The sequence below is a fragment of the Pseudomonas sp. KH_050 genome (assembly GCF_057838875.1).
The window spans coordinates 77,974-101,452 of record NZ_CM174478.1; the positions used below are offsets into that span (position 1 = coordinate 77,974).

The 23,479-nt window shown below is 59.4% G+C and carries 24 protein-coding genes and 1 pseudogene; 12 read left to right on the forward strand and 13 right to left on the reverse strand.

Features of this window, described 5'->3' with window-relative positions:
- Positions 1-141 precede the first annotated feature (141 nt).
- The 4 genes from coxB (at position 142) to AC3IUA_RS00400 (ending at position 4,493) form a co-directional block, all read left to right on the forward strand.
- A complete protein-coding gene (gene coxB / locus AC3IUA_RS00385; protein WP_489358565.1) occupies positions 142-1,269 on the forward strand; it encodes a cytochrome c oxidase subunit II in 1,128 nt (375 codons plus the stop codon).
- Positions 1,270-1,351: 82 nt separating this feature from the next.
- Positions 1,352-2,944, forward strand: a complete 1,593-nt coding sequence (ctaD, locus tag AC3IUA_RS00390) for a cytochrome c oxidase subunit I (RefSeq protein WP_489358566.1) — start codon at positions 1,352-1,354, stop codon at positions 2,942-2,944.
- A 72-nt stretch (positions 2,945-3,016) separates the two neighbouring features.
- A complete protein-coding gene (locus AC3IUA_RS00395) occupies positions 3,017-3,559 on the forward strand; it encodes a cytochrome c oxidase assembly protein (RefSeq protein WP_489358567.1) in 543 nt (180 codons plus the stop codon).
- 46 nt (positions 3,560-3,605) lie between these two features.
- The gene (locus AC3IUA_RS00400) at positions 3,606-4,493 is read left to right on the forward strand and encodes a cytochrome c oxidase subunit 3 (protein ID WP_489358568.1); all 888 of its coding nucleotides are present in this window, start codon (positions 3,606-3,608) and stop codon (positions 4,491-4,493) included.
- 8 nt (positions 4,494-4,501) lie between these two features.
- Here the strand turns inward: AC3IUA_RS00400 and AC3IUA_RS00405 are convergent, their stop codons facing one another.
- On the reverse strand, positions 4,502-4,705 hold the full coding sequence (locus AC3IUA_RS00405; protein ID WP_489358569.1) for a twin transmembrane helix small protein: 204 nt from the start codon (positions 4,703-4,705) through the stop codon (positions 4,502-4,504).
- Positions 4,706-4,775: 70 nt separating this feature from the next.
- Here AC3IUA_RS00405 and AC3IUA_RS00410 point away from each other — a divergent pair, with 70 nt between their 5' ends.
- Genes AC3IUA_RS00410 through AC3IUA_RS00430 form a run of 5 tightly spaced genes read left to right on the forward strand, consistent with a single transcriptional unit; the run spans position 4,776 to position 8,699 of the window.
- Positions 4,776-5,516, forward strand: a complete 741-nt coding sequence (locus tag AC3IUA_RS00410; RefSeq protein WP_489358570.1) for an SURF1 family protein — start codon at positions 4,776-4,778, stop codon at positions 5,514-5,516.
- Positions 5,482-6,090: a hypothetical protein gene (locus AC3IUA_RS00415; protein WP_489358571.1), complete on the forward strand. Its 609-nt coding sequence runs from the start codon at positions 5,482-5,484 to the stop codon at positions 6,088-6,090. The genes AC3IUA_RS00410 and AC3IUA_RS00415 overlap by 35 nt, the downstream gene beginning before the upstream one ends.
- 10 nt (positions 6,091-6,100) lie before the next feature.
- Positions 6,101-7,180 carry a COX15/CtaA family protein gene (locus AC3IUA_RS00420; RefSeq protein ID WP_489358572.1) on the forward strand — a complete coding sequence of 360 codons (1,080 nt, stop codon included), beginning with the start codon at positions 6,101-6,103 and terminating at the stop codon, positions 7,178-7,180.
- Positions 7,168-8,067: a heme o synthase gene (cyoE, locus tag AC3IUA_RS00425; protein WP_489358573.1), complete on the forward strand. Its 900-nt coding sequence runs from the start codon at positions 7,168-7,170 to the stop codon at positions 8,065-8,067. The genes AC3IUA_RS00420 and cyoE overlap by 13 nt, the downstream gene beginning before the upstream one ends.
- The gene (locus AC3IUA_RS00430) at positions 8,064-8,699 is read left to right on the forward strand and encodes an SCO family protein (protein ID WP_489358574.1); all 636 of its coding nucleotides are present in this window, start codon (positions 8,064-8,066) and stop codon (positions 8,697-8,699) included. Before cyoE ends, AC3IUA_RS00430 begins: the two co-directional genes overlap by 4 nt.
- 174 nt (positions 8,700-8,873) lie before the next feature.
- Here AC3IUA_RS00430 and AC3IUA_RS00435 read toward each other — a convergent pair whose 3' ends face one another.
- The 3 genes from AC3IUA_RS00435 to AC3IUA_RS00445 form a co-directional block, all read right to left on the reverse strand.
- Positions 8,874-9,644 carry a MetQ/NlpA family ABC transporter substrate-binding protein gene (locus AC3IUA_RS00435; protein ID WP_489358575.1) on the reverse strand — a complete coding sequence of 257 codons (771 nt, stop codon included), beginning with the start codon at positions 9,642-9,644 and terminating at the stop codon, positions 8,874-8,876.
- 61 nt (positions 9,645-9,705) lie between these two features.
- Positions 9,706-10,380: a methionine ABC transporter permease gene (locus tag AC3IUA_RS00440; protein ID WP_489358576.1), complete on the reverse strand. Its 675-nt coding sequence runs from the start codon at positions 10,378-10,380 to the stop codon at positions 9,706-9,708.
- Positions 10,380-11,387, reverse strand: coding sequence for a methionine ABC transporter ATP-binding protein (locus AC3IUA_RS00445; RefSeq protein WP_489358577.1), 1,008 nt, complete (start codon positions 11,385-11,387; stop codon positions 10,380-10,382). Before AC3IUA_RS00445 ends, AC3IUA_RS00440 begins: the two co-directional genes overlap by 1 nt.
- A gap of 312 nt (positions 11,388-11,699) precedes the next feature.
- Between AC3IUA_RS00445 and AC3IUA_RS00450 the strand changes: the two are divergent.
- A pseudogene (locus AC3IUA_RS00450) lies at positions 11,700-11,888 on the forward strand (hypothetical protein); the annotation flags it as partial.
- Between the two features lie 92 nt (positions 11,889-11,980).
- Here AC3IUA_RS00450 and AC3IUA_RS00455 read toward each other — a convergent pair.
- The 4 genes from AC3IUA_RS00455 to zur are packed head-to-tail and all read right to left on the reverse strand — an operon-like array spanning position 11,981 to position 14,783.
- On the reverse strand, positions 11,981-12,697 hold the full coding sequence (locus AC3IUA_RS00455; protein ID WP_489358578.1) for a PA5502 family lipoprotein: 717 nt from the start codon (positions 12,695-12,697) through the stop codon (positions 11,981-11,983).
- 37 nt (positions 12,698-12,734) lie between these two features.
- A complete protein-coding gene (gene znuB, locus AC3IUA_RS00460; RefSeq protein WP_489358579.1) occupies positions 12,735-13,523 on the reverse strand; it encodes a zinc ABC transporter permease subunit ZnuB in 789 nt (262 codons plus the stop codon).
- The gene (znuC, locus tag AC3IUA_RS00465) at positions 13,516-14,301 is read right to left on the reverse strand and encodes a zinc ABC transporter ATP-binding protein ZnuC (protein WP_489358580.1); all 786 of its coding nucleotides are present in this window, start codon (positions 14,299-14,301) and stop codon (positions 13,516-13,518) included. The genes znuB and znuC overlap by 8 nt, the downstream gene beginning before the upstream one ends.
- On the reverse strand, positions 14,301-14,783 hold the full coding sequence (gene zur, locus AC3IUA_RS00470) for a zinc uptake transcriptional repressor Zur (RefSeq protein ID WP_489358581.1): 483 nt from the start codon (positions 14,781-14,783) through the stop codon (positions 14,301-14,303). Before zur ends, znuC begins: the two co-directional genes overlap by 1 nt.
- A 66-nt stretch (positions 14,784-14,849) precedes the next feature.
- On the opposite strand from zur, the gene AC3IUA_RS00475 reads away from it, so the two are divergent.
- A complete protein-coding gene (locus tag AC3IUA_RS00475; protein WP_489358582.1) occupies positions 14,850-15,779 on the forward strand; it encodes a zinc ABC transporter substrate-binding protein in 930 nt (309 codons plus the stop codon).
- A gap of 164 nt (positions 15,780-15,943) precedes the next feature.
- Here the strand turns inward: AC3IUA_RS00475 and AC3IUA_RS00480 are convergent, their stop codons facing one another.
- The 5 genes from AC3IUA_RS00480 to AC3IUA_RS00500 all read right to left on the reverse strand — a co-directional run bounded on the left by AC3IUA_RS00480 (position 15,944) and on the right by AC3IUA_RS00500 (position 22,603).
- On the reverse strand, positions 15,944-16,987 hold the full coding sequence (locus tag AC3IUA_RS00480) for a DUF5924 family protein (protein WP_489358583.1): 1,044 nt from the start codon (positions 16,985-16,987) through the stop codon (positions 15,944-15,946).
- 91 nt (positions 16,988-17,078) lie between these two features.
- Positions 17,079-18,458, reverse strand: coding sequence for a M16 family metallopeptidase (locus AC3IUA_RS00485; RefSeq protein ID WP_489358584.1), 1,380 nt, complete (start codon positions 18,456-18,458; stop codon positions 17,079-17,081).
- Between the two features lie 102 nt (positions 18,459-18,560).
- Positions 18,561-20,219, reverse strand: coding sequence for a Na/Pi cotransporter family protein (locus tag AC3IUA_RS00490; protein WP_489358585.1), 1,659 nt, complete (start codon positions 20,217-20,219; stop codon positions 18,561-18,563).
- 224 nt (positions 20,220-20,443) lie between these two features.
- Positions 20,444-21,211, reverse strand: coding sequence for a TerC family protein (locus AC3IUA_RS00495; protein ID WP_489358586.1), 768 nt, complete (start codon positions 21,209-21,211; stop codon positions 20,444-20,446).
- Between the two features lie 84 nt (positions 21,212-21,295).
- Positions 21,296-22,603 (reverse strand): CitMHS family transporter, encoded by a 1,308-nt coding sequence (locus AC3IUA_RS00500; protein ID WP_489358587.1) that lies wholly within the window; start codon positions 22,601-22,603, stop codon positions 21,296-21,298.
- Positions 22,604-22,952: 349 nt separating this feature from the next.
- Here AC3IUA_RS00500 and AC3IUA_RS00505 point away from each other — a divergent pair, with 349 nt between their 5' ends.
- Positions 22,953-23,354: a GFA family protein gene (locus tag AC3IUA_RS00505; RefSeq protein WP_489358588.1), complete on the forward strand. Its 402-nt coding sequence runs from the start codon at positions 22,953-22,955 to the stop codon at positions 23,352-23,354.
- The last annotated feature ends 125 nt before the right edge of the window (positions 23,355-23,479 follow it).

Sequence of the window (23,479 nt, forward strand, 5' to 3'; positions counted from 1 at the left end):
GGTCTGTATGGAGTTAGCCGATGATGCCCGACTGCACGTGCAGCCGAGGTTTGGCGGTTTGAGTTCGTAGTCTGGGGCAGCCGCTTCCTTGGCCGCTGGTGAAAGCCGGCGGGATAAAAAGAACGATAAGGGGAACCCGCAATGATGCGACATCCACAAGTCTGGGTGGGCCTTGTGTTGTGGTCAATATTCAGCCAGGCGCAAGCTGCCTGGACCGTGAATATGCCACCTGGGGCTACTGAGGTGAGCAACAAAGTATTCGACCTGCACATGACCATTTTCTGGATCTGTGTGGTGATTGGCATCGTGGTTTTCGGTGCCATGTTCTGGTCGATGATTGTCCACCGTCGTTCTACCGGTCAGGTGGCTGCCAAGTTTCATGAAAGTACGACGGTCGAAATCCTGTGGACCATCGTGCCTTTCCTGATTCTGGTGGCGATGGCCATCCCCGCGACCAAGACCCTCATTGAGATCTACGACAGCACGGAATCGGATGTGGATATCCAGGTCACCGGCTATCAGTGGAAGTGGCATTACAAATACCTGGGCCAGGACGTCGAGTTCTTCAGCAATATGGCCACGCCCGCCGAGCAAATCCATAACCAGGCCACCAAGGGTGAGCACTATCTATTGGAAGTCGACCAGCCGCTGGTGCTGCCGGTCGGTGCCAAGGTGCGCTTTCTGGTGACCGCCGCGGATGTGATCCACTCCTGGTGGGTTCCGGCCTTTGCGGTGAAGCGCGATGCGATTCCGGGATTCGTCAACGAAGCCTGGACCCGGGTCGAGAAGCCAGGCCTCTATCGCGGTCAATGCACCGAGCTGTGTGGCAAGGACCACGGCTTCATGCCGATCGTGGTCGAGGTCAAGTCCAGGGCCGATTACGACACCTGGCTGGCTGACCGCAAAGCCGAGGCCGGCAAACTCAAAGAGCTGACCTCCAAAGAGTGGACCCTCGAAGAGCTGGTGGCCCGCGGCGACAAGGTCTACCACACCTCGTGCGTGGCCTGTCACCAGGCTGAGGGCCAGGGCCTGCCGCCGATGTTCCCGGCGCTCAAGGGCTCGAAAATCGCCACTGGACCGAAGGAAGGTCACCTGAGCATTGTCTACCACGGCAAGCCAGGCACTTCCATGGCCGCCTTCGGCAAACAGCTTTCGGAAGTCGATATCGCCGCCGTTGTGACCTACGAGCGTAATGCCTGGGGCAACAACAAGGGCGACATGGTCACGCCCAAAGACGTGCTGGCTCTGAAACAGGCGGAAAGCAAATGACCCGGTCTATTGCGTGTTCCCGCAAGCGATCGGGGCTCATTGCCCTTGACCGCACCGTTCACCCGTTTGCAGGAGACAGGACATGAGTACTTTGACCGATGACCACGCTCAGGTAGCCCATGACCACGCCCATGGCCCGGCCAAAGGCTTGATGCGCTGGGTGCTGACCACCAACCACAAAGACATCGGGACCATGTACCTGTGGTTCAGTTTTGCGATGTTCCTGCTCGGTGGTTCGTTCGCCATGGTGATCCGCGCCGAGTTGTTCCAGCCGGGCCTGCAGATCGTCCAGCCGGAATTTTTCAACCAGATGACCACCATGCACGGGCTGATCATGGTCTTCGGTGCGGTGATGCCGGCGTTCGTCGGCCTTGCCAACTGGATGATCCCGTTGATGGTCGGTGCTCCGGACATGGCCCTGCCACGGATGAACAACTTCAGCTTCTGGTTGTTGCCGGCGGCGTTCCTGCTGTTGATCTCGACCCTGTTTTCACCCGGCGGCGGACCGGATTTCGGCTGGACCTTCTACGCCCCGTTGTCGACCACCTACGCGCCGGAAAGCGTGACCTTTTTCATCTTCGCCATTCATATGATGGGTATCAGTTCGATCATGGGCGCGATCAACGTGATCGCCACCATCCTCAACCTGCGTGCGCCCGGCATGACCTTGATGAAAATGCCGCTGTTTGTCTGGACCTGGCTGATCACCGCATTCCTGTTGATCGCGGTGATGCCGGTGCTGGCCGGTTGCGTGACCATGATGCTGATGGACATCCATTTCGGCACCAGCTTCTTCAGTGCTGCCGGTGGTGGTGATCCGGTGCTGTTCCAGCATGTGTTCTGGTTCTTCGGTCACCCCGAGGTGTACATCATGATCCTGCCGGCCTTCGGTGCCGTCAGCGCGATCATCCCGGCCTTCTCGCGCAAACCGTTGTTTGGCTACACTTCGATGGTCTACGCCACGGCGAGTATTGCCTTCCTGTCGTTCATCGTCTGGGCGCACCACATGTTCGTGGTGGGCATTCCGTTGGTGGGCGAGTTGTTCTTCATGTACGCCACGTTGCTGATCGCGGTGCCGACCGGGGTCAAAGTGTTCAATTGGGCCAGCACCATGTGGCAAGGCTCGTTGAGCTTCGAGACGCCGATGCTGTTCGCGGTGGCCTTCGTGATCCTGTTCACCATCGGTGGCTTCTCCGGGTTGATGCTGGCTATCGCTCCGGCGGACTTCCAGTACCACGACACCTACTTCGTGGTGGCGCACTTCCACTATGTGCTGGTGCCGGGAGCGATCTTCGGGATCTTCGCCTCAGCCTACTACTGGCTGCCGAAGTGGACCGGGCACATGTATGACGAAACCTTGGGCAAGCTGCACTTCTGGCTGTCCTTTATCGGCATGAACATGGCCTTCTTCCCGATGCACTTTGTCGGGCTGGCGGGGATGCCACGGCGTATTCCGGACTACAACCTGCAGTTCGCCGACTTCAATATGGTCTCCTCGATCGGTGCCTTTATGTTCGGCGCCACGCAGATCTTCTTCCTGTTCATCGTCATCAAGTGCATCCGCAGCGGCGAACCCGCACCGGCTAAACCTTGGGATGGCGCTGAAGGTCTGGAGTGGAGCATTCCATCGCCGGCTCCGTATCACACCTTCACCACGCCGCCGGAGGTGAAATGAATCTGCGAGCGGGCTTGCCCGCGAGGTGGACCGCGATAGCGAGCAAACCCGCTCCTGACGGCGGAAATCGCCATGGCTGACTCCGTACCGGTCAAGCGTCTGGTGACCCGCCTGCTGATTCTGGTGGTGGCGATGTTCGCCTTCGGTTTTGCCCTGGTGCCGATCTACGACGTGATGTGCAAGGCGTTCGGCATCAACGGCAAGACCGCCGGGCAGTACGAAGGCACACAGGCGATAGACCAGTCGCGCCAGGTACGCGTGCAGTTTCTCTCCACCAACTCCATCGACATGGTCTGGGATTTCTACTCCAAGTCTGACGAAATCCTGGTGTATCCCGGGGCGGTCAACGAGATGCTGTTCGTGGCCTACAACCCGACCGATCACCCCATGACTGCCCAGGCGATTCCGAGTATTTCTCCGTCCGAGGCGGCGATGTACTTCCATAAGACCGAGTGTTTCTGCTTTACCCAGCAGGTTTTGCAGCCGGGGCAGCGGATCGAGATGCCGGTGCGTTTCATCGTTGACCGCGACATGCCCAAGGATGTGAAACACCTGACGCTGGCTTACACGCTGTTCGATATCACCGCTCGCCATCCACCTGTGGCCACAAACTGATCCAGGTAGCCAGGCGTTGAAGCGTGCCCGATAAGGAGAACAATAAATGGCAACTCACGAGCACTACTACGTTCCCGCCCAGAGCAAATGGCCGATCATTGCCACCTTCGGCATGCTGATCACCATGTATGGTCTGGGCACCTGGTTCAATGACCTCAAGGCCGCACGACCGGAATCTCACGGGCCGCTGATCTTCTTCATCGGCAGCCTGCTGCTGGCCTACATGCTGTTCGGCTGGTTTGGCACAGTAATCAAGGAGAGCCGCTCCGGTTTGTACAGTGCGCAGATGGATCGCTCGTTTCGCTGGGGGATGAGCTGGTTCATCTTCTCCGAAGTGATGTTCTTCATCGCGTTCTTCGGTGCGCTGTTCTACGTGCGGAACATATCCGGACCGGCACTGGGTGGCGAGGGGGCCAAAGGTGTCGCGCACATGCTATGGCCGAACTTCGAGTTCATCTGGCCACTGCTGAACAACCCCGACCCGAAACTCTTTCCGGCACCCAAGGACATCATCAGCCCCTGGGGCTTGCCGTTGCTTAACACGGTGTTGCTGGTCAGCTCCAGCGTGACCGTGACCATCGCCCACCACGCCTTGAAAAAAGGTCATCGCGGCGCGCTGAAAATCTGGCTGGCGCTGACGGTGCTGCTGGGCTGCGGGTTCCTTGGCTTTCAGGCCGAAGAATATATCCACGCCTATCACGAGCTGGGCTTGACCCTGGGCTCGGGTGTCTACGGTGCGACCTTCTTCATGCTCACTGGCTTTCACGGCGCTCACGTGACCATTGGCACCATCATCCTGTTCGTGATGCTGATGCGGGTCATGCGTGGGCATTTCAATGCCGAGCATCAATTCGCTTTCGAAGCCGCCAGTTGGTATTGGCACTTCGTCGATGTGGTGTGGATTGGTTTGTTTGCCTTTGTGTACGTGCTCTGACGTTCCGCTTACCAGGGCGCGTGCGACACCAGCTGGCCGCTGAAGAAACCCCAGGCGATCAAGCCGACGGTGATAGCGGCCAGGCTGACACGAACAGTCAGGGCAATGACCAGTCGGTTCGAACTGCTTTCGTCCTTGACCAGAAAGAACAGGCCGCTGAACAGGCTGATCACCGTGGCTATCAGCATCAGGACGATTGCGGCTTTAAGCATGGAGATACTCCGGGGGGAAAGCGATGCGAGTCAGTATAGCCAGTCGAATTCCTGCATCTGCGGCGACACCATGAAAGGTTTTCGTCCGGGCGTTGTACCGACCCTTGTGGTGCTGGTGCTGCTGCCACTGATGATTTTCCTCGGCTTCTGGCAATTGGACCGAGGCGAACAGAAACGCCTGCTGCTCGAGAACTACGCCGAGCGCCGCACGGCGGAGCCGGTTGCCCTTGCGCAATTGCAGGATGCACAGGCCCCGGCGTTCCGGCGAGTGCGCCTGCATGGGCAGTTCGATGCCGAGCACAGCTTCCTGCTGGATAACCGCACCCGCGATGGCAAAGTCGGGGTCGAGTTGCTGCAAGCGTTTTTCGACCAGCCCAGTGGTCTGTGGTTATTGCTCAATCGCGGCTGGCTGCCGTGGCCGGATCGGCGCACTCCGCCGGTGTTCACCACCCCCGCACAAACAATGGATCTCGATGCCTGGGCCTATGTTGCCCCAGGCGCAACCTTTCAGCTGCATGCCGACCCGGCGGGCGCGAACTGGCCTCGGCTGGTGACCGCAGTGGCCCCGGCCAGTCTCTGGGCCGAGTTGGGGCGAAAGGGTTTTGCCTTTGAGCTGCGCGCAGAAAGTGGCCCTGCCACCTACCAGGCCGATTGGCCGGTCGTGGCCATGGGGCCGGAAAAACATCTCGGTTATGCCGTGCAGTGGTTCGCCATGGCGGTGGCACTGTTCGGCCTTTATCTCTATCTCGGTTGGCACAACGCAAGGGAGAAACACCATGGGAGCGGCCATGAATCCACCCAACATGTCTGAGGCGCGTAAGTCGCCAAGTCGTCGGCGCGGGCGCTGGCAGCTGATTCTGATTCTGCTGATGGTAATCGGCCCGATGATCCTTGCTACCGGCATGTACAAATGGCAGTTCTGGGTGCCGGAAAGCCGCAGCTATCACGGCGAACTGATCGGCAACGGCCAGACTCGCGCCGACCTTGGCGTGCAGGCTGACGAGAGTCGCTGGCAGATTCTGGTCAGCGCCCCGCAGGAGTGTTCCGTGGACTGCCAGCAGTTGGTTTATCTGGCGCGGCAGATCCAGATCGGCCTGGGCCGCGACGCCTCCCGCGCCAGTCATGCACTGGCTGTCGCCCAGCCGCTGAATGCCGAATACGACGCCAGGCTGCAACGCGAATACCCGCAGCTGCAACGCTATTCACTTGATCTGCCGACCTATACTCAAGGTGCCGGGGGCAAGGCCGCCCAAGGCCAGGGTGCGGCGCAACTATGGATCATCGATCCCCACGGCAACCTGGTGTTGCGCTATGACGCCAGGGTCAAGGGCAAGGATCTGCTCAACGACCTGCGCCATCTGCTGAAACTGTCCAACATCGGATAAGGGCATCGTCATGGCCAAGCCTGGATTTCGCCTCGCGTTGTTTGCCACTTTGCTGGCACTGATTGTGGTGTTGCTCGGTGCCTATACCCGGCTGACCCATGCCGGGCTGGGCTGCCCGGACTGGCCGGGCTGCTACGGGTTTATCAGTGTGCCGAAAGGCGAGGCCCAGCTGGCCCATGCCGAGCTGCATTTTCCCGAGGCACCGGTGGAGGCCCATAAGGGCTGGAACGAGATGGTCCACCGCTACTTCGCCGGGGTCCTGGGGTTGCTGATTGTAGTGCTGGCCGCACGGGCCTGGACCCATCGCCATCACCCGGGGCATCCGTTGAAGCTGCCGCTGTTTTTGCTGGCGGTGGTGTGCGCTCAAGCGGCGTTCGGTATGTGGACGGTGACCCTCAAGCTCTGGCCGCAAGTGGTCACCGGGCATTTGCTCGGCGGTTTTGCCACCTTGAGCCTGTTGTTTTTGCTGACGCTGCGCCTGTCCGGGGTGATGCCGGCGCTGACCGTACCGCGACGCCTGCATTATTGGGCGACTGCCGGGTTGTTGCTGGTGATCGGACAAATTGCCCTCGGTGGCTGGGTCAGCTCCAACTATGCGGCGGTGGCCTGTATCGATTTTCCTACCTGTCATGGGCAGTGGCTGCCGGCCGCCGACTTCGCCAATGGCTTTCACCTGACCCAGCACATCGGCCCGAATTACCTCGGCGGCCAGCTGGACAGCGATGCCCGCACCGCGATTCACCTGACCCACCGCATTGGCGCATTGGTGGTCACCCTGGTGCTGCTGGGGCTGGCGTGGCAATTGCGGGCGGTGGGTATGAGCCGCCTTGCCGGTCTGGTGCTGGTGGCACTGGCCGTACAGATCAGCCTGGGAGTGAGCAATGTGCTGTTTCATTTGCCGCTGCCAGTTGCGGTCGCCCATAACGCTGGCGGAGCGGCGTTGCTGCTGACGCTGGTACTGGTCAATTATCACGCGCGAACCAGCCTGGTTCGGGTCAAGCATCAGGTCCCTGTGCGTTGGCGGCTCACCCCGCGCAAACGATCAGGCGGCCCTATAACAATAAAAGGAGAGATGCCATGGCGACTCTGATCGGCGAACGTCACAGTCAGGCAATCTGGCGTGACTATCTGGAGCTGACCAAACCCAAGGTGGTGGTGTTGATGCTGATCACTTCCCTGGTCGGAATGTTTCTCGCTACGCGCGCCGGGGTGCCCTGGACGGTGCTGGTGTTCGGCAATCTGGGGATCGCGATGTGCGCGGGGGGCGCGGCGGCGGTCAATCATGTGGTGGACCGGCGGATCGATGCAGTCATGGCCCGGACCCATAAAAGACCATTGGCCGAAGGACGGGTTTCGCCGACGGCGGCGCTGACCTTTGCTTTTGCGTTGGCGCTGGCTGGCCAGGCGTTGTTGCTGACCTTCACCAATCCACTGACCGCCTGGCTGACCCTGGCCTCGTTGCTCGGCTATGCGGTGATCTACACCGGCTTCCTCAAGCGCGCCACACCGCAAAATATTGTCATCGGCGGGCTGGCCGGCGCCGCTCCACCGTTGCTCGGTTGGGTCGCGGTCACCGGGCATGTCGGTGCCGAGCCGCTGCTGCTGGTACTGATCATCTTCGCCTGGACCCCGCCGCACTTCTGGGCGCTGGCGATTCATCGCAAGGAGGAATATGCCAAGGCGGATATCCCGATGTTGCCGGTGACCCATGGCGAGCACTACACCAAGGTCCACATTCTGCTCTATACCTTCGCCCTGCTGGCAGTCAGCCTGTTGCCCTATGCGATTCATATGAGCGGCCCGCTTTACCTGCTTTGTGCCCTCGGTCTGGGCGCGAGGTTTCTGCAATGGGCCTTCGTGCTGTACCGTGGTACTCGGCCGCATGCGGCGATCAACACCTTCAAGTACTCTATTTACTACTTGTTCCTGCTGTTTATCGCGCTGCTCGTAGACCACTACCTATTGTTGAACCTATGACTCGAACTCAGAAAACCGTCTTTATTCTAGTGGCCCTGGTGGCTTTGATCCTGGGGCTTACTGTCAACAAAGTACTCAATGGCAGGAGCGAGGGTGATCCCACCGCGCTGATCGATGCCGGCGTCATCCTGTTGCCGCAAAGTCGTCAGTTGCCGGACCTGCAGATGATTGATGAGGATGGCCAGGCTGTGACGGTCAACGAGCTGAAAGACAAATGGAGCCTGCTGTTCTTTGGCTATACCTTCTGCCCCGACATTTGTCCGACCACCCTCGCCCAGCTGCGGCAGATCAAGAGCGAGCTGCCCAAGGAGGCGGTCGACAAGCTGCAGATCATCCTGGTCAGCGTCGACCCGGCCCGTGACAATCCCAAGCAGCTCAAGCAGTACCTGGGCTACTTCGATCCGGACTTCAAAGGCCTGACCGGCGCTACGGTAGAGGACGTGCAGAAGCTCGCCAATGCCGTGAGCATTCCGTTCATTCCCGCCGATACCAGCAAACCCAACTACACCGTCGACCACAGCGGCAACCTGGCAGTGATCGGTCCGGACGGCACCCAGCGTGGCTTCATTCGCGCACCGTTGAACAACCAGAAGCTGGTGGTTCAGTTGCCGGTGATGTTGCAGCGTAAGTAACCTTGCAGGCCCCAAAAGATCGCAGCCTGCGGCAGCCCCTACGCCAACCGCGTACACCCATGAATTCATGGGTGTACACAAATTCTGCAATCTTTTGATTTTGGGTTTTGTGGGAGGTAGTGCGAAGGGATTTGAAACGAAACGGGGGTGCAGCGATAGCACCCCTGCTTTACATCAGAACGCTGGCAATACCGCGCCTTTGTATTTTTCCAGAATGAATTGCTTCACTTCCGGGCTGTGCAAGGCGGTTACCAGTTTCTTCATGGCTTCGGAATCCTTGTCGTCCGGACGGGCAACCAGAATGTTCACATAAGGCGAGTCTTTGCCTTCGATGACCAGTGCGTCCTTGGCCGGATCGAGCTTGGCTTCCAGCGCGTAATTGGTGTTGATCAGCGCCAGGTCAACCTGGGTCAGCACGCGCGGGATGGTCGCGGCTTCCAGTTCACGGAACTTCAGGTCTTTGGCGTTCTCGGTAATGTCTTTGACCGTCGAGAGAATGTTGTTCGAATCCTTCAACTTGATCAGCCCGGCCTTATCCAGCAGCAGCAAGGCGCGGCCGCCGTTGGTGGCATCGTTGGGGATCACTACGTTGGAACCGCCAGGCAGTTCTGCAAGCGCTTTGTACTTGCTGGAGTAGGCACCCAGCGGCTCCAGATGCACACCGGTAACGCTCACCAGGTGGGTGCCCTTGGCCTTGTTGAACTCATCCAGGTACGGCTGGTGCTGGAAGAAGTTGGCGTCCAGACGCTTCTCGGCTACCTGTACGTTCGGCTGGATATAGTCGGTGAAGACCTTGACCTTGAGGTCGACGCCTTCTTTGGCCAGAGCCGGTTTAACGAATTCGAGGATTTCCGCGTGCGGCACCGGGCTTGCGGCCACAGTCAGGGTTTGTGCTTGAGCGGAAAACGCTGCAACGGCAGCGAAAGCGACGAGTAGTTTTTTCATCCAGCAAACTCCTTGTTAGGCGCCTGTTCAGGTGCCTGCCAGCCATGGCCGGCGATTACAGTTATTTTCGGGAAAAGTGCACCACCAGCTTATCGCCGACGGTTTGCAGAACTTGTACCAGCACCAGCAGCAACACCACCGTGACCACCATGACGTCGGTCTGGAAACGCTGGTAACCGAAACGAATCGCCAGGTCACCCAGACCACCCGCACCGACCACGCCGGCCATCGCGGTGTAGGACACCAGGGTAATCGCTGTCACCGTGATCGCCGCAAAAATGCCTGGCCGCGCTTCCGGCAGTAAGGCATTGATGATGATCTGTCGCGTCGTCGCGCCCATGGCCTGGGTCGCTTCGATAATGCCGCGATCCACTTCACGCAGCGCAGTTTCCACCAGTCGCGCGAAGAAAGGCGTCGCGCCCACTACCAGCGGCGGAATCGCACCGGCTACACCCAGCGAAGTTCCGGTGATCAGTACGGTAAAGGGGATCATCACGATCAACAGAATGATGAATGGCAACGAACGCAGGATGTTCACCACCAGCGACAGCAGCGCGTAAATGCCTTTGGCCTCGAGCAACTGACGCGGGCTGCAGAGGAACAGCAGAACACCCAGCGGCAGACCGAACAATACGGTGAACAGCAACGAACCACCGAGCATCAGCAGGGTGTCGCCGGTGGCCAGCCAGATTTCGAACCAGTCGATATTGGCGAAGAAACTCAACAGGGACTCCATTAGCGCAGCACCTCCATATGGACGTCCGCCGCGGTGAAGCGGGCGAACGCGGCTTCCATGTCACCGCCGGTGACGGCCAGGGTCAATTGCCCATAAGGGACGTCTTTGATGCGATCGATACGACCGGCAAGGATGCTGTAGTCCACACCTGTTTCGCGGGCGACGGTACCCAGCAATGGCGCGTAGGTCGCTTCACCCTGGAAGGTCAGACGCACTATGCGGCCAGGTACGTGGGCGAAATCATCGCGTTGTTCGCTTTCATCGATCTGCTCGTCTTCTTGCACAAAGCGCTTGGTGGTCGGGTGCTTGGGATGCAGGAACACCTCGGCCACAGAACCTTGCTCGACGATGACACCAGCATCCATCACCGCCACTTGATCGCAGACCCGGCGGATCACATCCATCTCATGGGTGATCAGCACGATGGTCAGGTTCAACTCGCGGTTGATCTCGGCCAGTAATTGCAGGACCGATGCAGTGGTTTGTGGGTCAAGGGCGCTGGTGGCTTCGTCGCAGAGCAGAATTTTCGGCTTGGTCGCCAGCGCGCGGGCGATGCCGACACGCTGCTTCTGACCACCGGACAACTGCGCCGGGTACTTTTTCGCGTGGTCGGCCAGGCCTACCCGTGCGAGCAACTCGGCCACTCGCCGGTCGATCTCGCTGCGGGACAACTCGCCGGCCAGGGTCAGTGGCAGCGCAACGTTGTCGGCAACGGTCTTGGACGCCAGCAAATTGAAGTGCTGGAAGATCATCCCGACCTGCTGACGGAAGCGCCGCAGGCCGTTGGCGTCGAGCGCGGTGACTTCTTCGTCATCGACGAAGATCTTGCCGCCGCTCGGGGCTTCCAGGCGGTTGATCAGGCGCAGCAGGGTACTTTTTCCCGCGCCGGAATGGCCGATCAGGCCGAATACCTGGCCGTCCTCGACACGCAGACTGGTCGGATGCAGGGCAGGAATATCCTTGCCGGCGACCCGGTAGGTTTTATGGACGTTTTGAAACTCGATCACGTAGCGAACCTTGTGGGCGCGTTAGAAAAGGGTCAGCGGTTAGCCGGGCGCGCATTTTAGCCTGTCCGTATAGAGGTTCTTAGCATTTATTTCGTAAACATCCTTTCATTTGGCAATAACGCGATCAAAGGTCATAAAAAAGGAACGGGGCAAATCGGTACCAGTCATTAGTTAAGCAACTCGAAAAACTCCCAGGCACGTGCTTGGAACTTTGCTCATGAATCCCGGGAGCGCCGGGAATCGCAAACAAGGAGTTCTTGTCTGATGAGTACTAAGAAGCCTGCCCCAGCGAAGAGCCAGCTGGCCGGAGCCACTGCAGACGGCAAGAGCCTGACGGTGGATGGCTCCATGGAAGGGCTGCCGTCAGTGGCGTTCGACGCGGTGTTTGTGTTGGGTGGCGCCAAGTCGGTGCAAGCCTTGAGCAGCGATGGCGTAGCGTTGCATTACTTGCTGGAGGCGTACAAACACCTGAAGGCAATTGCCTTGCACGGTGAGGGTGAAGACGGTATCTACACCGACCGCGTACCACCGTGAATTATCGGGCGTATGCAATTCTGTAGGAGCTGCCGCAGGCTGCGATCTTTTGACTTTTATCAAGGCTTGCGCGGACTCAGAACCATCTGCGCCGGAATGTGGCGCAGGATCTGGCGCTGGATCTGCAGATCAAAATCGGAGTCGAGCTTTTTCACCCGTTTGCTCAGCAGCGTAGCCAGCCACGGATAGTCCTGTGTGCGCGGCACTTGAATGCTCACATCGCATTGGTAATTCACCACGTCAGCGGCAATGGCATCAAGTTGCTTGCGCAGCTTGGTGATGTCGGTGAGGTTCAGGGCAACGGTGGTGCTTTCGGCGGTAGGGTCGATCACTTTGGCAACGGGTTTGGGGTCCGCAGCTTTCACGGCAGCTTCGGCTTTATCCAGCTCGGCTTTGCGGGCGTGGGTGATGGCGCTGTTGACGCCGCCGGTCAGCGCCGGGGCTTTGGGCATCAACGCCCGGGCGCGGCTCAGCGCGGTGGCTGCGGCGTTGACGTCGCCTTTTTGCAGGACGATCTGGCTGCGTTGCAAGTAAGCGTCGGCCAACTGCCGTTGATACTGCTCCAGCACCGGGTCATTGGGCGATTGGGCCTGCAAGGTGCTTAGTTGATCTTCGGCGGTGGCCAGTTCGCTGCTGGCGAGGTTTTGCTCCAGTTGCGCGATGGCCGCGGCCCGGCTATCCGGAACTTCGGTGGCCGCGGGCGGCGTGCTTTGGCAGGCGCCCAGCAGCAAGGAAAATGCGACAAGGAGCAGATAACGTGAGGCGAACGGCTTCATTCCTGCGACTCTCTAATTGCGCAAAAAGCGAGCAAGTCTACACCCCTCTCCGGGGCAGGACAAAACTCAGCAGAAACAGTGCGGCAGCAGTGACAACGATGGATGGGCCGGCCGGAGTGTCCTTGAACCAGGACAGCGCCAGCCCGCCACACACTGCGAGCATGCCCAGCAGGCTTGCGCCAAGCGCCATCTGCTCCGGCGACCGAGCGTGACGCTGAGCCGCGGCCGCGGGGATGATCAGCAACGAAGTAATCAGCAGAACACCGACGATTTTCATTGCGACCGCAATCACCACGGCAATCAACAGCATCAAGGTCAGGCGCAACGCCGCCACCGGCAGGCCTTCAACCGTGGCCAATTCTTCATGCACGGTGATTGCCAGCAGCGGCCGCCACAGTGACACCAGCAACAGCAACACCGCCGTGCTGCCGCCGAGGATCCACGCCAGATCACTCGGGCTGATCGCCAGCAGGTCGCCGAACAGATAGGCCATCAGGTCGATCCGCACTTCATGCATGAAGCTTAGTACCACCAGGCCTAAAGACAGGGTGCTCGGTGCGAGAATTCCCAACAAAGTGTCAGAGGCCAGCGGTTGGCGTTGCTGTAAGGTCACCAGCAACACTGCCAGCAGCAGGCAGCCTACGGTGACGGCCACGGTCGGGCTGACATCCAGCAGAAACCCGAGGGCAACCCCGAGCAAGGCCGCGTGGGAAAGGGTGTCGCCAAAGTAGGCCATGCGTCGCCAGACCACGAACGAGCCCAAGGGACCCGCGACCAGTGCCAGGGCCAGGCCTGCCAGCAAAGCGTAAAACAGAAAATCAGCCATGCTTGCAGCTATCTCCATGAACATGGACGTGGGCCGCCGGGGCCTCGCTGACCACCGCACCATGCAGGTCATGGGCGTGATCGTGATGGTGGTGATAGATCGCCAGGCTTTGCGCGTTCTTGCCAAACAGCTCGACGAATGCCGGATCGCCGCTGACCTGCTCGGGATGTCCGGAGCAGCAGACATGGCGATTGAGGCAGACCACTTGATCGGTAGTGCTCATGACCAGATGCAAGTCATGGGAAACCATCAGCACCCCGCAACCGTGACGGTCGCGCAGCCGGGTGATGAGGCTGTACAGCTCAGCCTGGCCAGCGACATCGACGCCTTGCACGGGCTCATCGAGCACCAGCAGTTCCGGTTCGCGCAGCAAGGCGCGGGCCAGCAGCACGCGCTGCATTTCGCCACCGGAGATGCTTTGCACCGGGTTATCGATCACCTGTTCAGCACCGACTTCGTTGAGCGCGGCCAAGGCTCGGGAGCGATCGACGCCCGGCACCAATCGTAAAAAGCGCAGGACGGACAAGGGCAACGTCGGGTCGACGTGCAGCTTCTGCGGCATATAACCGATCCGCAACTTCGGCTTGCGCCAGACGCTGCCGCTGTCCGGCTTGAGCAGGCCGAGCACGGCGCGTACCAAGGTAGTCTTGCCGGCACCATTGGGGCCGATCAAGGTGACGATTTGCCTTGGCTCGACGCTGAGCTGGATATTATCCAGCACGTTCTGCCCGGCAAAGGTTACCGCCACCTTGTCTAGACGGATCAACGCAGTGCTCATCAAGCCCCCTGGCAACCCGAGCAGAGACCGACGATTTCGACGGTTTGCCCTTCGACCACAAAACCGACCTCGCGAGCGCTGGTGACGATCGCATCGCTGATGGTTTTTTGCTCGAGCTCGATAGCAGCGTGGCATTCACGGCAGATCAGGAACTGGCCTTGATGGGCATGTTCCGGATGATTACAGCCGACGAAGGCGTTGAGGGACGAGATGCGATGCACCAGGCCGTTTTCCAGCAGGAAATCCAGCGCCCGGTAAACGGTCGGCGGCGCTGCGCGGCGACCATCCTGCTCGCTGAGTACCGCGAGGATGTCGTAGGCACCCAGGGGCTTGTGGCTTTGCCAGACCAGTTCCAGCACCCGCCGACGCAGTGCGGTCAGGCGCAAGCCTTGACGGGCACAGAGTGCATCGGCTTCTGACAGCGCGCTGTGCACGCAGTGAGAGTGATCATGGGGACGACTGGCCAGCGGTGTTTTAGGCATGAGCGGAGACGATATTTGTGAGAGACGTTATTATGTTACCCGTTCTCGCCTCTCCGAGTGGTCATCGTGTCCCGACTTTTTGCCCTTTTTGTCGCATTTACCGCCAGTTTGTTCGTGATCAGCTCTGCTCAGGCTGAGGTGAAGGTGCTCACCAGCATCAAACCCCTGCAGTTGATCGCCGCTGCGGTGCAGGATGGCGTCGGTGTTCCCGAAGTACTGCTGCCGCCGGGGTCGTCCCCGCATAACTATGCCTTGCGCCCTTCCGATGTGCGGCGCGTACAGTCGGTGGATCTGCTCTACTGGATCGGCCCGGACATGGAAGGTTTCCTGCCGCGGGTGCTCAAGGGGCGCAGCTTGCCATCTGTAGCCATGCAAGACCTGCCGGGCCTGAAATTGCGGCATTTCGGCGAAGATAGCCAACCCCATGTCGAAGAAGCAGAAGAAGCCGACGAGCATGATCACGATCATCGGCCCGGCAGCCTGGACGCCCACCTCTGGCTATCACCGCTCAATGCCCGGGTGATTGCGGCAAAGATGGCCGCGGACCTGAGTGCTGCCGACCCGGCCAACGCCGCTCGCTATCAACTCAACCGCAAAGCCTTCGATGATCGGCTGGATGCCCTGGATACACGCCTTAAAGCCCGATTGGCTGGTATCAAAGACAAACCCTACTTTGTCTTCCACGAGGCGTTTGATTATTTCGAACAAGCCTATGGCCTCAAGCACGCCGGTGTGTTCAGTGTGGCGACCGAAGTGCAGCCTGGCGCTCAGCATGTGGCGGCGATGCGTCAACGCTTGCAGGAAGTCGGCAAGACTTGCGTCTTCAGTGAACCCCCACTGCGTCCACGGTTGGCCGAAACGCTGGTCGCGGGTCTACCGGTGAAGCTGGCGGAACTGGATGCATTGGGCGGTTACACGCCCGCTACTGCCCAAGGGTATGAGCAGTTGCTGGAAAAGCTTGGCAATGATCTGGCGGGATGTCTGGAGCAGTTATAAGGCACGCAGAATGAGTGTCAGGGTTGTTGCCGGGAATCGCGCTGCTCGGCTCAAGCGACTGCATGGCCTGTTCGGCACTGCCGAACGTCTGCTTGTCTTGGTCGTTGAGCAAGCCATTGGCGTTGCTGGCTATTACACAGTCCTACGTAATACCACGATAGCGGTTACTTTACCTCGCTCGGCGCCTTGGTGTTTTGACCTGCGTCGGTGACCTTGAAGCGCAATACGCCGATCACCTGGCCGTCTTCGGTCAGCACCCGAACCTGCCAGCTGCCGACCGGATTGTCCGGGAAAACCTGTTTGTGGGTCCAGGCCCGGTAACCCTCCTTGCGCCCGCCGTGAATATCCAGGGCAATGCGGTCGACCTCTTTACCGTTGAACTTCCAGACGTGATAGATCCGTTCATTCAGCCCACGGGGTGCGTTGATCGCGGTGAAGGCATACAAACCGCTACTGCGGACCTGGCTGGCGCTGACTTCTTCCAGACTGTCGCCGGGGGTTCTGTCCTGCAATTGAGTAGTGATTGCCACCTCGGTCATCCACAGGGTCGCCGGTGGTACCCAGGAGCGCAGCAACCAGCCGGCGCCGCCGACCGCCAGGGTCACGCCCAGCAATGCCACCCCGCTGCGCCAGTTGCGGATCGGAAAGCTCGACGCCAGGCTCGGGAACGACAGCAGCATGGCAATGCCCAGTGCCAGCTTGAAGCTTTGCGCGGTGGTCAGGTGCAGGATGACCGGCAGCGCGGTCAGTAACGCGGCAAACAAGGTCAGCGTATGCAGCGCCAGAAACAGCCAGCGACGTGGCGCCAGCCATTTGTAATACAAGGGATCGATAATCGAAATCAGCGCCGCAGCGCCGAGCATTCCGGTGAAAAACAGTTGCCCACTGTTCCAGGTGGTGGTGATGAAGAAGAACGGCAGGACGAAAAACAGGCTTTCCTGGTGGATCATCTGCGTCGCGTAACGCAGCAACGTTTCGGGAATCTCGCGCTTGAAGATCTTGGTGAAGAGTTTGGTCAGGCTGTGTTCCAGCATCAACCAGATCCAGCTGACCAGCATGATGGCGGTGATCCAGGTCGCCAGGCCTTGCTGGCGATCCACCAGCATGAAGCTGCCGACTCCGGAAATAAAACCACCGAGCGCAATCACCCCTGGATAGCGCTTCATCAGTTCCATGATGCGCTGTATGTAAGATGTCCAGTTAGGCATTCGGCTATTCGCAGTCTTAGTAGGAAAAATCCCCGACACAATACCGGTGGGGTGCCCTTGTGGCGAGGGAGCAAGCTCCCTCGCCACAGGGTTATTGTTTTTTGCGATGAATTCGCCAACCCAGTAAAGCCAGTGTGAACAACCCCAGCAGGCCACCGATCAGCCAACTCAGCTGATCGTAAGTAAGCAGGGGCTTCTCGATCCGCAAGTAGCCGGGCTGGTCGAGCAGCTGACGCATGGCCTGGTTCGCTTGCTTCAGACTGACCGCTTGCAGGCGCTTGGCCGGATCGGCAAAACGGCCATTGTCATAATCGCCGAGGGCGCCCCAGTAGTAATCCGCCAAAGCGCTATTACCTTGCACGGCCCAGGCCTGACGGGCGACGGCGGCCTGTTGCAGGCGGGTAAAGGTGGCGGGATCCAGTCCGTCCTCGAGCAGCCTGGCCTTCATCTCATCGATCACCTGCTCGGCCTGTGGCAGGTCATCACGTTCCAGATCGGCGCTCAGACTGAGGAAACCGACGCCGCCAAACACCTGGCGCTCGCTCCAGGGGCCATAAGACAGCCCGTGGGCGAGGCGCAATTGGCGATACAGCGCCCAGTCCAGATAGTCCTTGAGCAAGTCGAAGGTTTCGTCGTGCTGCTGATCCATGACCGGCTCGGGAAACAGCCAGTGCAGCTTGGCACTGTCACCGAGCCAGCCGTGGATCAGGTTGCGTTTGAGTTCAGCGCTGGTCTTGATTCCCGGCAGCGGCGGATGCTCGCTGGGCTCCACCGGTTCCAGCTGACCATAGGTGCGCTCCAGATACGCGGGCAACAGGCGCTCGAGGTCACCGACAATGATCAGCGTCATGTTGTTGGGTGCGTACCAGCCTTTGCGTACCTGCTCCAGTTGTTCACGGGTCAGGCGGTCGACCTCGGCCCGCTCGGGGCATTTCAGACCGAGCTCCACCGCCAGCTGATTGCTGGCCTTATGGCCCAGGTCCTGACGATCCAGCCAACGCTGCAAGTGGGTGTAGTGACCGCCGTCCTCGCGCTGGACCACTTGCTTGGCGGTATGGATAGCGGTGTCGTCGATCCGGGTGCGGGTCAGCAGCGTGAGCAATAGATCGAGGACTTTGCGCTGGTTCTTCGCCGGCGCTTCGATGACGAACGTAGTGTCGGCGTTGCTGGTGTAGGCATTCCACTCGCCACCCAGTGCCTGCATGCGCTCTTCCAGCCCGCCTTCGCCGCTGGCGTCGGTGCCGCTGAATAGCAGATGTTCGAGCAGATGCGGCAGTTCCTTGTCGGCGCAGCTGAAATCATCCAGACCGACCCCGACCACCAGACGAATCGCCACATGGCCGCGCTCACCGCCGGGTTTGAGCAGCACCTGCAGACCGTTGGGCAGCATGTAGCCTTCAACCTGGAAGCGATCCAGGGCAAACGAAGGGATTGAACCGAGCAACAGCAATGCGAACAGCAGACAACGCATAACGAGCTTCCTGGCGGAGAATTAAAGGTCCATGTCGTCAGCCAGGCCGCGAATGATATTCAGCCGGGATCAATCTTACTGACTTGCGCTGACGCCAGACGTTCAAGGCGAATGGGTGATGTCAGCCATATCGTCCACCACCAATGCTCCGGTGTCGGAGGTCTCCAAGACTACGTAAGCACTGCTGCAGAACAGTGAATTCAAGCGCTTCATATCGGAGATCAACTCCAGATGCAGGGAACTGGTCTCGATACTTTGCACGATCTTGCGTTGCAGGCGGCTGACATGGGCGTGGGCCAGGCGCCGTTCCTGAGCGCGGAAACGGCGTTTTTCTCGCAGCAATTGCCGGGCGCTTTCCTTGTCGGCGCTGAGGAACACCGACAGGCCCAGGCGCAGATTGACGATCAGTTGACTGTGCAAGTCCGCCAGTTCTTCCAGGCCGATGTCAGAGAAGGAGCGGCGCTGAGAGGTTTTCTGCTGCTGAACCTTGCGCAACATGCGTTCGATCAGGTCGCTGGCGAGTTTGAGATTGATCGCCAGCTCGATGGTTTCCGCCCAGCGCCGGCTGTCCTGGTCGCTCAGATCCTCGCGCGGCATCTGCGCCAGATAGAGCTTGATCGCGCTGTAAAGGACCTCGACATCGTCACTCAAGCGTCGCATCTCCTGGGTGACGGCGGTTTGTTTGCCTCGCAGTACATTGAGCATCGCTTCGAGCATAGTGTCGATCAAGTCGCCGATGCGCAGGGTTTCCCGCGCCGCGTTGGCCAGCGCCAGGCTCGGGGTGACCAGTGCGGTCGGGTCCAGATGGCGTGGCCGAGCCAGGCCGTTGGTCTCCGGGCGCTCCGGCAGCAGCCAGGCGCATAGCCGCGCCATTGGTCCGACACTGGGCAGCAGCAACAGGCAACGGACGGTGTTGTAGAGCAGATGAAAACCGATCACCAGGCCTTGCGGACCGTAGTCGAGGGAGTCCATCCAATGCACCAGTGGATCGAGCACCGGGATGATCAGCAACAGGCCAATCAGTTTGTACAGCAGGCTGCCCAGCGCCACTTGCCGGCCGGCGGCGTTCTGCATGCTGGTGCTGAGGAAGGCCAATACACCACTGCCGATGTTTGCCCCGATCACCAGGCCGATGGCCACTGGCAGGCTGATGACCCCGGCGCTGGCCAGCGTCGCGGTGAGCAGGACGGCTGCCAGGCTGGAATAGGAAATCATCGCGAACAGCGCGCCGACCAGGGCGTCGAGCAGTATATCCCCGGTCAGGGAAGCAAATACCACCTTCACGCCTTGCGCCTGGGTGATCGGTGCCGCGGCTTCGACGATTAGCTGCAGTGCGAGGATGATCAGCCCCAGACCGATGCCGACCCGCCCCAATTGCCCGGCGCGGGTCTGTTTGCGCGAGAGAAAGAAAATCACCCCGAGGAAAATCAGCAGCGGCGATAGCCAGGACAGGTCGAGGGTCAGTACCCGGGCCATCAACGCGGTACCGACGTCGGCGCCGAGCATGGTTGCCAGTGCTGGCGTCAGCGCCATCAAGCCCTGGCCAACGAACGAGGTGACCAGCATGGCCGTGGCGTTGCTGCTCTGGACCATGGCGGTCACCAGAATTCCGGCGATAAACGCCAGCGGGCGCTTGGACATGTTCTGGCTAATCAAGTGGCGCAGATTCGAGCCGTAGACCCGCAGGATGCCGGTTCGGACGATGTGCGTGCCCCAAATCAACAAGGCCACGGCAGAGAGCAGATTGAGCAGGGTCAGCATACAGGGCCCCCTGGGATGAATAGCGCCCCATAGGGGCAAACGATGCTCTACGTTATTTACTTAAGCTGTAGTTGGCTAACGGGTCGGGCGCCAGCATCGCATAGCTAAAGCATCGATTGAAACAAAACTGTCATGAAATCAGCTTCTTTCGCGACTGTTTTTTACCAATGCGCAGACGTGAAAAAGGGGCTCGAAAGCCCCTTCTTCTTTAGCGCCGCCCCAGGTTATTGACCCGGGATGTCCTTGCGCAGTTTCACTGGGTCTTGTTGCTTGCGCTTTTTCGCCATCGTGGTGCGCATCTTGATGTTGATCGCTTCCACTGCCAGCGAGAATGCCATGGCGAAGTAGACGTAGCCTTTTGGCAGATGCACTTCGAAGGATTCGGCAATCAATACGGTACCGACCAGCAGCAGGAACGCCAGCGCGAGCATTTTCAGCGACGGGTGCTTGTCGATGAAGTCGCTGATGGTGCCTGCAGCCATCATCATCACCAGGACCGCGACAACGATCGCTGCGACCATGACCGGCACATGGGAAACCATGCCGACCGCGGTGATCACCGAGTCCAGGGAGAAGACGATGTCGATGATTGCGATCTGGATGATGGTGTAAAGGAAATTACCGCCCTTGGCCGTCGGCTCGTCGAGGGTTTCATCTTCGCCTTCGAGCGCGTGATACATCTCTTGCGAGCTTTTCCAGAGCAGGAACAGACCGCCAAAGAACAGGATCAGGTCACGTCCGGAAATACCCTGGCCGGCGACCGTGAACAGATCGGCGGTCAGACGCATGACCCAGGTGATCGACAGCAACAGCAAGATCCGGGTGATCATCGCCAGCGCCAGGCCGAAGATCCGCGTGCGGGCCTGCATATGCTTGGGCATACGGCTGACCAGGATCGAGATCATGATGATGTTGTCGATACCCAGGACGATCTCCAGGGCAGTCAGCGTAAAGAAGGCAACCCAGATTTCCGGGTTGGTCAGCCATTCCATGTGTATTCCTTTGAGCGAGTGTTGAACCGCAGCGGGCCAAACTTTGAAAATCGAAGTTTAGACCCGCCGTGGTGAGACTTGAGCTTATAGAGTGCTGAACAGCGGAAAAATCCCCAACAGCAAAGCGGCGAACATTATGCACAGGCAAACCAGTACTGCCCACTTCAAGGTGAAACGCTGGTGATCGCCGAAGTCGATCCCGGCCAGTGCCACCAGCAAATAGGTCGACGGCACCAGCGGGCTCAGCAAGTGGACGGGCTGACCGACGATCGAGGCACGGGCCATTTCCACCGCAGTGATGCCGTAGTGGCTGGCGGCTTCGGCGAGAACCGGTAACACGCCGTAATAAAAAGCATCGTTGGACATGAAGAAAGTGAACGGCATGCTCACCAGTGCAGTGATCACTGCCAGATACGGGCCGAGAGCATCCGGAATCACCGCCAGCAGGCTTTTCGACATCGCATCGACCATGCCCGTGCCGGACAGAATGCCGGTGAAGATACCGGCGGCGAAGATCAGCCCGACTACCGCCAGTACGCTACCAGCGTGGGCCGCAACCCGGTCCTTCTGCTGTTGCAGACATGGGTAGTTGACAATCATGGCGATACTGAAGGCCACCATGAACAATACGGGCAGTGGCAGCAGGCCTGCGACCAATGTACCCATCAACGCCAGGGTCAGAGCGCCGTTGAACCAGATCAGCTTCGGACGACGGGCATCCGGGAACTGCGACACGCTGATTTCGCTGTGGTCGATTTCGTCGCCTGTCAGGTGCAACTCACCCAGGCGTGCGCGCTCACGTTTGCCATACATATAGGCAATCGCCAGGATCGCTCCCACACCGGCAAGCATGGCCGGGATCATCGGTACAAAAATATCCGACGGGTCGATATGCAGGGCACTGGCTGCACGAGCGGTCGGGCCGCCCCAGGGGGTCATGTTCATCACGCCACCGGCGAGGATGATCAAACCGGCCATGATCCGCGGACTCATGCCGATACGGCTGTAGAGCGGCAACATGGCAGCCACGCAGATCATGTACGTGGTGGCGCCGTCACCGTCCATGGATACAATCAGCGCCAGCACCGCGGTACCGACCGAGATCTTCAGCGGGTCGCCCTTGACCAGTTTGAGGATCTTGCGCACCGCCGGGTCGAACAGCCCCGAGTCGATCATCAGGGCGAAATAGAGAATGGCGAACATCAGCATCACCCCGGTCGGGGCGAGTTTGGTGATGCCCTCGAGCATCATCGGGCCGATTTTCGGCGCGAAACCACCGAACAAGGCAAACAGGATCGGAATGATGATCAAGGCGATCAGCGCGGACAGGCGCTTGGTCATGATCAGGAACATGAACGTGAGGACCATGGCAAAGCCAAGGAAAGTCAGCATAGGAATACTCCAGACGTAGCGCGGCTAGGGAATGGCGAACCGGACAGGTCAGCGCAGAACGGGAAGCACGAGGCGTACGGGGAGAGTCGAGACGGACAGGCGGACAGTAGCAAACATCAGAATCACCATTGTTGTTGTTGATCGGGCCACAAGAGGTCGAAACACTTGCTTTGGCCAACCGGTCTATTGCCGGTAGTGAGGGCGATCCTAATCGCGCAAGCTTTCAGCCAGCTTTCGCTGATGAAACGACTGACGAGTTGCCTGTCGGAGGGATTGTGGATTTACAGTGTGGGAAATGCCGGGTGAGGCTCACATTCAAGGCCCCGCAAACATCCGAGGAGACATCGATATGACCGAACTCCACACCGGCGGCTGTCATTGCGGCAGGCTGCGTTACCAGTTCAGTGGGCCTCTACGCGATATTGCCCACTGTCATTGTTCAATTTGTCGAAGAGTAAGCGGCGGGCTGGTAACGACCTGGATCACCCTGCCCCGCAGCGCCTTCCAGTGGCTGGCCGGCACCCCGGCGCAGTACCATTCGTCGCCAGGCTGCGTGCGGTACTTCTGTCAGAATTGTGGCGCGCAGCTGGCCCTGATCACTCAGCTTAGCCCGCAGAGCATCGATGTCACCGTGGCGACCCTCGACCATCCAGAGCTGGCGCCCGCAGATCGGCATATCTGGACCGACAGCCGGCTGCCGTGGGTGCATCTGGATGAGCATTTGCCCGAGGAGGCGGAGGAAAATTTGTAGCAAGGCCTTGATACGACACGTTCACGTAGCAGCTGGCGAAGCCTGCGTTCGGCCGCGAAGCGGTCGTAAAAACTGCCAACTCAATTCAAGCCTTGAGATTGGGTTGTCTGAAATGCGACTGCTTC